12 protein-coding genes are annotated in these 10858 nt (G+C 71.1%); all 12 read right to left on the reverse strand.

What is annotated here, in order from left to right; genetic code table 11:
- Nucleotide 1 precedes the first annotated feature (1 nt).
- Nucleotides 2–850, reverse strand: a complete 849-nt coding sequence (gene fliP, locus ACIBZJ_RS07365) for a flagellar type III secretion system pore protein FliP (protein WP_395926583.1) — start codon at nt 848–850, stop codon at nt 2–4.
- Complete coding sequence (fliO, locus tag ACIBZJ_RS07370) at nt 847–1362, reverse strand: flagellar biosynthetic protein FliO (protein ID WP_395926585.1); 516 nt, start codon at nt 1360–1362, stop codon at nt 847–849. The genes fliP and fliO overlap by 4 nt, the downstream gene beginning before the upstream one ends.
- The gene (gene fliN, locus ACIBZJ_RS07375) at nt 1359–2117 is read right to left on the reverse strand and encodes a flagellar motor switch protein FliN (RefSeq protein ID WP_395926587.1); all 759 of its coding nucleotides are present in this window, start codon (nt 2115–2117) and stop codon (nt 1359–1361) included. Before fliN ends, fliO begins: the two co-directional genes overlap by 4 nt.
- Nucleotides 2114–3070, reverse strand: a complete 957-nt coding sequence (locus ACIBZJ_RS07380) for a flagellar motor switch protein FliM (protein ID WP_395926589.1) — start codon at nt 3068–3070, stop codon at nt 2114–2116. Before ACIBZJ_RS07380 ends, fliN begins: the two co-directional genes overlap by 4 nt.
- 76 nt (nt 3071–3146) lie before the next feature.
- Nucleotides 3147–3608, reverse strand: coding sequence for a flagellar basal body-associated protein FliL (gene fliL, locus ACIBZJ_RS07385; RefSeq protein ID WP_395926591.1), 462 nt, complete (start codon nt 3606–3608; stop codon nt 3147–3149).
- Nucleotides 3609–3692: 84 nt separating this feature from the next.
- Nucleotides 3693–4592: a flagellar motor protein MotB gene (locus ACIBZJ_RS07390; RefSeq protein ID WP_395926593.1), complete on the reverse strand. Its 900-nt coding sequence runs from the start codon at nt 4590–4592 to the stop codon at nt 3693–3695.
- Between the two features lies 1 nt (nt 4593).
- The gene (locus ACIBZJ_RS07395) at nt 4594–5361 is read right to left on the reverse strand and encodes a motility protein A (protein ID WP_395926595.1); all 768 of its coding nucleotides are present in this window, start codon (nt 5359–5361) and stop codon (nt 4594–4596) included.
- Entirely contained in the window at nt 5361–5642 is a 282-nt protein-coding gene (locus ACIBZJ_RS07400; RefSeq protein ID WP_395926597.1) for a flagellar FlbD family protein, read from the reverse strand. The genes ACIBZJ_RS07395 and ACIBZJ_RS07400 overlap by 1 nt, the downstream gene beginning before the upstream one ends.
- A 67-nt stretch (nt 5643–5709) precedes the next feature.
- Nucleotides 5710–6909 (reverse strand): flagellar hook protein FlgE, encoded by a 1200-nt coding sequence (locus ACIBZJ_RS07405; protein ID WP_395926599.1) that lies wholly within the window; start codon nt 6907–6909, stop codon nt 5710–5712.
- Between the two features lie 30 nt (nt 6910–6939).
- On the reverse strand, nt 6940–7629 hold the full coding sequence (locus ACIBZJ_RS07410; RefSeq protein WP_395926601.1) for a flagellar hook assembly protein FlgD: 690 nt from the start codon (nt 7627–7629) through the stop codon (nt 6940–6942).
- 2 nt (nt 7630–7631) lie between these two features.
- The gene (locus ACIBZJ_RS07415) at nt 7632–9770 is read right to left on the reverse strand and encodes a flagellar hook-length control protein FliK (protein ID WP_395926603.1); all 2139 of its coding nucleotides are present in this window, start codon (nt 9768–9770) and stop codon (nt 7632–7634) included.
- Nucleotides 9767–10831, reverse strand: coding sequence for a transglycosylase SLT domain-containing protein (locus ACIBZJ_RS07420; protein ID WP_395926605.1), 1065 nt, complete (start codon nt 10829–10831; stop codon nt 9767–9769). The genes ACIBZJ_RS07415 and ACIBZJ_RS07420 overlap by 4 nt, the downstream gene beginning before the upstream one ends.
- Between the last annotated feature and the right edge of the window lie 27 nt (nt 10832–10858).

Below are 10858 nucleotides of genomic sequence, written 5' to 3' on the forward strand. Positions count from 1 at the left end.
CCTACCGGTAGCTGGCGACCAGGGCGGTCACCACGAGGCCCCAGCCGTTCGACATCACGAACAGCAGGAGCTTGAACGGCAACGACACCATCACCGGCGGCAGCATCATCATGCCCAGCGACATCAGCGACGCCGACACGACCATGTCGACGACGATGAACGGCAGGAAGATGACGAAGCCGATGATGAACGCGGCGCGCAGCTCGGACAGGATGAATGCCGGGATCAGCACCGGCAGCGACACGTCGTCCTTGGTCTTCGGCCGCTGCTTGTCGGCGACTTTCGTGAGCAGCGCGATCTCGTCCTTGCGGGTGTGCTTGAGCATGAACGTCCGCAGCGGCTCGACCCCGTCGTTGAAGGCCTGGGTCTGGGTCTTGGTGCCCTTCAGGTAGGGCTGGACGCCCTGGGTGTTCACCTGGCTGAACACCGGCGCCATGATGAACAGGCTGAGGAACAGCGCGAGCCCGGCGATCACCTGGTTGGGCGGTACGGTCTGCAGTCCGAGCGCGTTCCGGACGACGCTCAGCACCACGAAGACCTTCGTGAACGCCGTGCAGAGCAGCAGCAGGGACGGCGCGATCGACAGCACGGTCAGTGCGATCAGCAACGTCACCGCGGTGTTGGGGTTGCCGTTCGGGCCGTTGTTGACGTTGACCGTGACCTGACCGCCGGGCGGAACCGGGGGCGTCGGCGCGGCCGGCTCCACGGCCGGGGCGGCGCCGGCCACGCCCGGTGCGGTGGCCGGAGGGCCCGCGGGCGTCACGGCGGCGGCGGACAGTGCGGACGGGCCGCCCAGGAGCACCAGGGCGGAGGCGAGGCCGAGAAGAATCATCCCCGCCCGGACGGTCATCGTGGCCGGCTCGACCGATCGCGGAAGAACCCGAGGGCCTGCTGCCAGGTAGCGGGGGAGAGCACCGACCCGGTGGCGGGCGTCCGGGCCGCGTGCCGGGCGCTGCGGCCGGCCCAGGTTCGCGACCCGGCGGGCCGGGGCCGCCGGGCGGCCGCGCGCGTCTCGCGCCCCTCGGGCGACTCGAGCACGTCGGCACCGGTGAAATCGTCCGCGTCGTCGTCGTTCCAGGCCGCGTCGGCCAGCACGTCGTCGAACGAGGTGCGCTCGAACGCGGCCAGCGGCGCCTCGGTCAGGTACGTGACCTGACCTTCGGTGACGCCGAGCACGACCGCCCGATCGTCGACCTTGACCACGGCGACCGACGACGCCCGGCCGAGCTGCTGACGGGCCAGGACGGCCAGCGCGCCGGTCGCGCGCCCGCCCAGCGGACGCCGCACCAGCCGGGCCAGCCCCCACATCAGGAACAGCACGACGACGAGCGAGAAGACCGCGCGGAGGGTGACCTCGATCATGACGTGCCCGCCGGACGCTCGGCGTCCGGGCTGATGATCTCGGTGACCCGGATGCCGAAGTTCTCGTCGATGACGACGACCTCGCCCCGGCCGATCATCCGCCCGTTCACCAGCAGGTCGGCCGGGCTGCCGGCCAGCCGGTCCAGCTCCACCACCGAGCCGGGGGCGAGCGAGAGCAGGTCACGCACGGTCATCCGGGTCTGCCCCAGCTCCGCGGTGACGTCCATCTCGACGCCGTGCAGCAGGTCGAGCCCGTGCCGCAGCGGGGCGTTCTCGCCGCCGCTGCTCCCACCGGACGCGGTACTGGTCACCGACGTGATCAGCAGACCGACCAGCGCCCGGACGCCGCTGTCGTCACGGAGCAGGACGAACGCCGCGTCGCCGGATTCGGCCAGCGCGGTGAGCCCGGCCTCCAGATCGGGCACCGGGATGCCCTGCTCGACGATCACCGCGCCGAGCGTCCCGGCCGCGGCCTCGGCGACCGGCTGCAGGGCCTGGGTGAGGTCGAGTGCGCCCATCGGGCTCTCGGCCAGCGCGTCCACGAGATCCTGGCTGACCGCGACGAGTAGCTGGCCCTGGGCCGCACCGGAGAAGCTGGCCAGCACACCCTGCCCGGCCAGGCCGCCGGAATCCGGCGCGACCTGGGGTTCGCCGGCCGTGAGGGGGTCGACCGCAGGCAACAGCGGCAGTGCCGCGGTGGCGGCGGCGCCGACCCGCGCGAGCACGCTCGCTGTGTCCGTCGTGGGTGCGGTCAACGCCTGGCGTCCTCTCTCGGGGGGTCGACGACCAGGCACGCCAGCCGGGCGCCGTGGTTACCGGGGACGGCGTGGGCCAGCGTGATGCCGTTCGTGCTGACGGTCAGCGGCCGGTTCACCGGGTGGCCGAGGGAGACCACATCGCCCGGTTCCAGCGCGACGATCTGCTCCGGATACATCTGGGTGACCCCGAACCGCACGACGACCGGCAGCTTGGCGCCGAGCAGACCCCCGGTGACGTTGCGCAGCGCGGTTTCCTTGGCGGCGCGCTCGGCCGGGGTCAGCGCGAGCGCCTCGTCGACCTTCTGCAACGCGAGCATGACCGCGGCGAACGGCAGGCACATCGTCGCGATGCACTCCTGGCTGCCGACCTTGACCTCGAGCGACACGACGACCATCGGGTCCGAGGGCGCGGCGGCCTGGGCGAACTGGGGGTTGTACTCGATCGCGCCGGCTTTGGGCTCGATCTTCTTGACCGCGTCGAACGAGTACCGGAACTCGCCGAGGACCCGGTCCAGCATCCCGCGGAACAGAACCGTCTCGATCTCCGAGAGCTGACGCTGCGGCTGGGGCCCGCCCGGGCCGCCGAGCAGGTGGTCGATGCAGGCCAGCGCCATGTCGAGCGGGAGTTCGAACAGCGTGATGCCGGGCAGTGGGTCGAGCGTCACCATCGTGAGCAGCGTCGGGTTGCCGATCTGCGCGATGTACTCGTCGTAGCTCAGCTGTTCGATCGACACCAGGCTCACCTGCGAGATCGCGCGCAGGCTCGACGTCAGCAGCGTCGTGTACTGGCGGGCGAACGTCTCGTAGGTCATCTGCAGCGTCCGCGCGTGCTCGCGGGAGAGTTTCGTCGGACGGCGGAAGTCGTACGGCTGCGGGCCGGCGCCCTTCGAACGTCTCGACAGCCGGCCGGCGGAGCGGGAGGCGCCGGCGGGCGCAGACGACGAACTCACGTCGGCCCGATCGACTGCGAGCCTCGACTTCTGAGAGGAATGCGACGTATGTAATTGTGAACGGCGATAGCGCCTGTCACTGGATGACGAACTCGGTGAAATACACCGCCATTACGTACTCGGCCTTCTCCTCGGTGTAGGCCTTCACGACCTTCTCGGTCAGTTCGGCCTTCTCTGCTTCGCGCTGCTTGTTGGTCGACAGTTCGGCGACTTCGAGGTTGCTGAACTGCGAGATGACGAGGTCCAGCGCCTTGCTCGTGTCGACCGCCTCGGCCGCTTCGGTCGTGGTCTGGAGCGCGATCGCGATCTTCAGGTAATGCCCGTCAGCGAGGTTGACGGTGATCGCGTCGGCCACGACGACAGCACTGGGAGTGGGCTCGGGGTGAGCATCTTTTTCCCCGGACCCGGAGAAGAACGCGAAGTAGGCACCGGCGCCGCCGCCGATGAGCACGACGACCGCGGCGATGATGATGATCAGCAGCTTTTTCTTGCTGCCGCCCTTCTTGCCCTTGTCCTCCGCCTCGTCGTCCTTAGCCATGCTCGACCCTAATACTCATTTTTCGCACTTTAATCGCGTGAATCGGTCTCCGTCGAGTGACTGGCGCCCGTGGCGGACGCCGTCCTAGTCGACGGTCTTGGCTGCGGTCGGGAGCAGCGAGGCGGTGTCGTCGGACAGGCCGGAGAGCACGATGATCTCCACCCGCCGGTTGAGCCGGACCGACCGCGGGTCCTTCGGGCTGATCAGCGGACGCGTACCGGCGAACCCGGCGGCCTCCATCCGATCGGCCGGCATGCCCTGCGCGTCGACCAGGTAGCGGACGACCGCGCTGGCCCGCGCGGTCGAGAGCTCCCAGGCCGACGGATAGTTCAGGGTCGGCACCCGCAGCTGGTTCGTGTGGCCGTCGACCTCGATGTCGTTGGGCAGCGCCTTCAGCGTGGGGCCGACGGCCGAGAGGATCTTCTGGCCGACCGGACGCAGCACCGCGCTGTCGCCGGTGAAGACCACCGAGTTCGTGATGATCGTGACGACGAGCCCGCGCTGGTCGATCGCGAACGAGGCGTCGCCGCCCAGTCCGTCCTTCTTGAGCGCGGCCGCGATCTTCTTCTGGGCCTCGGTGAGGTTCTGCGCCTCGGCCTCGGCGACCGTCATGCGGGACTGGGCCTTGGCCAGGTCGGCGGCGTTGACCGCCTTCTCGGCGATCTGCTTCTCCTGCTCGGTCATCTGGCCGGTGGGGCCGGAACCGGCCGCCTGGTCGATCCCGGCACTGTCCGACGAGCTGTCCTTGAGCACCGAGCTCGAGCCCTGGAGCACCGCGTTCGTGCCGAACGCCTGGTTGAAGCCCTCCTGCAGCAGGATGACCTTGGTGGAGTCGACGTTGCTCATCGCGAAGAGGACGAGGAACAGCACCATGAGCAGCGTCATCATGTCCGAGTAGCTGACCAGCCATCGTTCGTGATTGACGTGCTCTTCGTGTTCCTCGTGCTTCTTCTTCCGCCCGCCGCCGTGGCCCCCGCCCGACATCTCAGGCGGCCGCCTTGGCGGGCGCCGGGTTCGGGAGCAGGCTCTTCAGCTTCTGGGCGACGAGACGCGGGTTGGCGCCGGCCTGGATCGCCATGATGCCCTCGATCGAGAGGTTCATCTGGTCGACCTCGAGCTCGCTCATCCGCTTGATCCGGTTCGACATCGGCAGCCACATCAGGTTCGACGAGAGCAGGCCCCACAGGGTCGCGACGAACGCACCCGCGATGACGTGACCGAGTTTCTCCGGCTCGGCCAGGTTCTCCAGCGCGTGGATCAGACCGGTGGTGGTACCGATGATGCCGATCGTCGGCGCGAACGCACCGAGGTTCTCGAAGTACTTCGACGCGTTCTTGTCCCGCTTCTTCTTCGCCTCGATCTGACCCTCGAGGATCTCCCGGAGTTCCTCCGGATCGGTGCCGTCGACCGCGAGCTGCAGGCCGTCCTTGAGGAACGGGTCCTGGACGTCCTTGATCGCGTCCTCGAGCGCGAGCAGACCCTCTTTACGGGCCCGCTCGGCGAGTTTGACGATCACGTCCACGGACGCACCGGCGTCGACCTTCTTCGCGGTCAGACCACCGATGAAGTTCTTCATGAACGCGATCGTGTCGGGGAGCGTGCCGCCGGTCATCGTCGCGCAGATCGCACCGCCGAACACCAGGATCAACGGCGCGACGAGGAACATCGAGCCGATGCTGCCGCCCTCGAGGATGACGGCGGTGAAGACGACGGCAAAGGCTCCTACGAGCCCGATAATCGCAGCGGGGTCCATCAGCGCTCCCGGCGGTGCAGTGGGACGACCGGCGGCGGGGCCGGGTCGTCCACGGCGGACAAGGTCGGGGTGTTGGTGGGGGCGACGGCGCGCTGGGCCTCGGCGATGACCAGGGCCCGGTACTCGCGGATCAGGCGCGCGACCTCGACGAGCGGCTCGGCGACGAGATACTTGGTGCCGTCGACGAGCGTGACGACGGTGTCGGGCGTGCTGTCCGCGCGCTCGATCAGGTCCGGGTTCAACGCGAATTCCTGGCCGTTCAGGCGCGTCACGATGATCACGGCGATCCGTCCTCGGCGCCGGTCGCGGCGCGGGAACTCCGGGCCGCGATCGGCGCAGCGTTCGTCATCAGCGCTTGAGGTTGATCAGGTCGTTGAGCAGCTCGTCGGACGTGCTGATGATCTTCGAGTTCGCCTGGAACCCGCGCTGGGCGATGATCAGGTTGGTGAACTCGCTGGCCAGGTCGACGTTCGACATCTCGAGCGTGCCGCCCATGATCGCGCCGCGGCTTCCGCCGCCGGGCGTCCCCATCTGCGGTACGCCGGAGTTGACCGTCGTCCGGAACATCGACCCACCGGCCTTCTCCAGACCGGCCGAGTTGTTGAACGACGCGAGCGCGATCTGTCCGAGCGGCTTGCGCAGGCCGTTCGTGAACGACCCGACCAGCTGGCCGTCCTTGGTGATCGAGAAGCCCTGCAGCGAGCCCATCGCGTAACCGTCCTGCTTCTGCGGTGCGACGGTCGTGGTGCCGGCGTAGTTCGTCAGACCGGCCAGGTCGACCTTGATGTCGCCGGCCGCGGCCGGGAACGTCAGCTCGGCCGGGTCGGGCGTGGTGCCGTTCGCGGCGAACGTGATGTTGCCGCCGTCGTAGTCGGTGGTGCCGTCACCGACCTTGACCGCCCAGGTGTTGTTGTCGGAGCCCTTGGTCAGCGTGACCGTGAGCTCGGACGCGTTGCCGGAGGCGTCGTAGACGGTGAGCGACGGGGTGATGACCGTGCCCTCCTTGGCGTCGCTCGGCAGGTTGCCGGAGAAGTTCACCGACGTGGTCTGCGTCGGCGAGAGCAGCGTGCTGATCGGGAGGGAGAGGTCGCCCGGCGTGGAGTTCGACGGGATGTTGCCCGCCTTGTCGGCGACCCAGCCCTGGACGTGGGCACCGTCGTTGGTGACCAGCGAGCCGTCGGCGTCGAACGAGAACGAGCCGGCCCGGGTGTAGAGCGTCTCCTGGCCGGTCTTGACCGTGAAGAAGCCGTCGCCGGAGATCATCAGGTCGGTGCTGCGGCCGGTGGTCTGGGCCGAGCCCTGGGTGAAGTTCGTGGAGATGCCGGCGAGCTGGACGCCGAGGCCGACCTGGGCCGGGTTGGTGCCGCCCTGGACGGCTCCCTGGGGGGAGGCCGGTGCCTTGAGCATCTGGTTGAGCGTGTCCTGGAAGACGGCCTGGCTCGACTTGAAGCCTGCGGTGTTGACATTGGCGATGTTGTTGCCGGTCACGTCCATCATCTGTTGATGGGCGCGGAGGCCGCTGATGCCGGAGAAGAGCGAGCGCAGCATGGTGTTGGTTCCTTTGCTCGAAGGCGCAGGCTAGGCGCCTGTTGTCGTGGCGCCTGTCGTCGTGGTGGGGGTGGGCGGGGTCGGGCCGGGCGGAGTCGTCGGGGTGTTCACCGCGGGCGACGGGCTTCCGGCGGAGACCCCGGTCCCCGCGGTATCCACCCCGGTCGCCGGTGGCGTGCCGGGGGGTGTCTGGGGGGTGGTGACCGGGGGCTGGGTGGCGCCGGGGACGGCCTGGCTGATCGGGGTGATCGCGTCCTGGGGCTCGCCGGTGGTGGGCGTCACGGCGGACGCGTCGCTCACCTTGCCGATCGCGAGCACGCTCGACATCGGCACCGACAGCCCGTTGACGGTCACGCTCGGGCTCGTGCCGAGCGTCGCCCCCTCGACCTTCCCGTGCGTCGGGGCCCCGGCCGCGTCGTTGTAGGTGACGTCCTTGCCGACCAGGTTCGCCGCGCTCAGCGTGAGCTGCGCGGTCAGCATCTGCTGCTGCACCTCGGCCAGGTCGGTGAGCTTCTCCACCGTCGTGAACTGCGCGGTCTGCGCGACGAACTCGGTTCCCTGCGCCGGGTTCATCGGGTCCTGGTACTTCAGCTGCGCGACCAGCAGCTTGAGGAACGCGTCCTTGTCCAGGTCGGCCGACGGTTTCGTCTGCGGCGCGGACCCGAGAGCGTTGCCGAGCGCTGCCGCGCTGTTTCCGGTCTGTCCGATCGGTGCGGTCATCTCTACACCTGCAAATCGAGAGCGTGACGTCCGGACGTCGGCGACGCCGGTGGCTCGGTGTATCCGGGCGGACGCGTGCCCGCCTGGCGTCCGCCGTCGGGCCGGCCGCCGCGGCCGGCCTGGTCCTGGCCGCCCGGTCCCTGGTTTCCCGGTCCCTGGTCGCCCGGTCCCTGGCCGGGTGCGGCGAACTGCTGCCGGTTCTGACCGGGGGAGTCGTTGAAGTCGAACGCGGCCCCGGCGAACCCGGCGTCCTCGAGTTGCTGGCGCAGGTCGGGCAACGCGGCCCGCAGCGTCTCGCGGGTCAGTTCGTTGGCCCCGCCGAAGTGCAGGTGCACCTGCCCGTTGCGGATCTCCGCGACGACGCTGATCGTGCCGAGGTCGTCCGGACGCAGCTCCATCGCGATCCGGTGCACGCCGTCCTGCGACTTCAGCGGGATGACCTGGTCGGCGACCTGGGCCGCGGGTGGGGGCGGCGGGGGCTGGTCCGGCGCGTTCGCGCCACTCACGTCCACCTGCTGCGGTGCGTTGACGTCGAGCGTGAACGGGTGCGTGACCAGGGTCGGGTCCGGCCCGGAGGAGCCGGTCGCCGCGCCCGGCGCTTCGGTGCCGTCGTCCGCGGAGTGCCGGCCGGTGGCGGTTCCGGCGTCGCCGGCCGGACCGACCGGGGCGACGGTCGGTCCCGGCACCGGCGTGTAGCCCTGGAGGCCGGGTAGCGGCGCCAGGGGGGCGGGGGCGGCCGCGGCCGCCATGGCCGCGGCGGCGTCCGCCCCGGCCTGGCCGGGCACCGCGGACTGCTGGCCCGCCACGGCGTTCGCGTTCTGGGCCGGGGCGCCGGCGCCCAGGTCGAACCCGGCACGTCCCGGACGCCCGGCACCCCCGGCCCGCGGCCCACCGGCCGCCCCGGGCTGCCCGGGGATGCCCTGACCGATGCCCTGACCGATGCCCTGACCGATGTCTTGACCAGCGCCGGCGCCGGGTCCGGTGGCGGCGGCTCCGGCCGCCGTGCCGGCCCCGCCGGCCCCGCCGACGGCGCCGGGACCACCTGCGCCGGCCGGCCGGCCGACGCCCGTACCGAATGCACCGAGAGCAGTGGCTGCGCCGCCCGGGCCGGACCCGTCGCCCGCGGCACCGCCGGTGCCCTCCGCACCTGCACCGGCCGCGCCCGGCGCACCGATTCCGCCCACGCCGAACGCTCCCGCACCGGCGACCGCACCACCCACACCCGCACCGCCGGCGCCGCCCGCACCGCCGACACCGCCCGCACCGCCGACACCGCCCGCACCACCCACACCCGCGCCCCCGGCACCGCCGGCACCGCCCACGCCACCGGCCGGACCACCGCCGACAGCACCGGCCCCCGCGCCCAGGCCGCCCAGGTTGCCCAGACTACCGGCGCCGCCCGCTCCCGCGGCCACGCCACCGACAGCCGCCGCCGCGCCCGCGCCCGCGCCGAGAGCACCCGCCAACGCCGCGGGCCGGACCCCGGCCGCCCCCGGCGCCACCGTTCCGGCCCCTTCACCGGCGAACGCCGCCGCCGCGGCCGCGCCACTCGCGTTCGCGCTGAGAGCCGCCTCCACCGCCGGACGGGCGTCCCCCGCCCCCACCAGCGTCAACCCCTGCGCACCCAACCCGGCCACGCCGATCGGCACGCCGGCCGGGTTCAGGACCGGTCCGGCCGGACCCGCCTCGGTGACGACCCCGATCCCCGCGACGGCCATCGGCGACGCGTCCGCCTGGATGTCGCCGCCGGTACCGGTACCGACCGCGAGCTGTCCGTGGGCCATCAGCGCCGCGGGGAGCGCCAGCGATCCGGCGGCGTCCGGCGACGGCAGGCCGGTCATCGTCGTGTGCCAGGTCTGACCGGTGAGGACCGCACGCCGGTCGGAGTCCTCGGCCTCCTTGGGTGCGGCCTTCTTGGCGCGCGGGCCCTCGGAGGGCCTGTGTTCGGAGATCGTCGAGTCCTCGGTGCCTTTGCTGCCGGAGGCAGCCTGCAGCGCGGAGACGAATTCCTCCTCCTGCTCGCGCTGCCTGCGCCCGCCGTTGTCGGTGCCCATCTCGCCCGCGGGCCGGGCCGGGGTGCTGTTCGTCGCGGCGACCAGCGCCATCGTGTTGGACGACGGAGGTAGGGATCCGATGCTCATCGTGCGTCCTTTCCGAGCGCGCGCAGTGCGTTCTGCACCTTGACGACGTAGGCCTGGGTCTCCGCGTACGGCGGGATGCCGTCGTAGCGGCGTACCGCGCCCCCGCCCGCGTTGTAGGCGGCGAGGGCGAGTGGCAGCGACCCGAATTCGTTCAGGTGCCGCCGGAGCAGCCGGGCGGCTCCGTCCACGGCCTGGTACGGGTCGAGCGGATCGACCCCCAGTTCACGGGCGGTGCCCGGCATGATCTGCATGAGCCCGCGAGCGCCGGCCGGGCTGACCGCCCCGGGGTCGTAGCCGGACTCGATCTTCGCCACCGCGGCCAGCAGGGCCGGCGAGACGCCGTGCTTGCTGCCGGCGTTGGTGAACACGTTCGCGAACGGCACCCCGGCCGGTACCGCCGAGATGCTGGACCCGGCCCCACCAGCGGCGTGGTGCGGAGAGCTCCGCAGCGCCGCGGTGCGCAGCAGGCCGTCGGCCGAGCTGAGCGCCGAGGTCTGCAGCGCCTCCGGCGGCACGACCCGCCGGATCGAGGTCGGGGTCTCGTAGACCGGACCGATCTTCACGTTCTCGCCGGGCTCCGGCGCATGCAGCATCCGTCCGTTGCCGACGTAGATGCCGATGTGCTCGTACCCGTCGAAGACCAGCAGATCACCGGGCTTCGCCTGCTTCATCGACGGCACCGCGGTGCCCGCGTTCCGCTGGTCGCGGACCAGCCGGGGCAGGTCGATCCCCACGTCTTCGAACACTTTCTGGACGAGACCCGAGCAGTCGAGTCCCAGGCGGGGATCGGTGCCGCCGAACACGTACGGGATGCCGAGGTACTTGCGGGCATCGGCGACGACGTCGGCACCCGTCGGGCCCCCCGGCGCGAGGGCGTTCTCCACCCGCTCGGTGATGCTCGTCCCGGCGGTTCCCGCGCTACCGGGCGCGGACTCGGCCTTCTTCTGGGCAGCCTGCAGAGCGCCGGCGAAGCCGGTCGGACCGACCCCGGCACCGTATCGCGTGGCGGTCTGCGCGATCTGGCTCTGGATCGCCAGCATCCGTGCACTGACCTCGGCCATTCCGGTCAACGCGTTTGCCCCCCACAG

The organism is Cryptosporangium sp. NPDC051539 (assembly GCF_044454545.1).
Taxonomy (GTDB): Bacteria; Actinomycetota; Actinomycetes; order Mycobacteriales; family Cryptosporangiaceae; genus Cryptosporangium.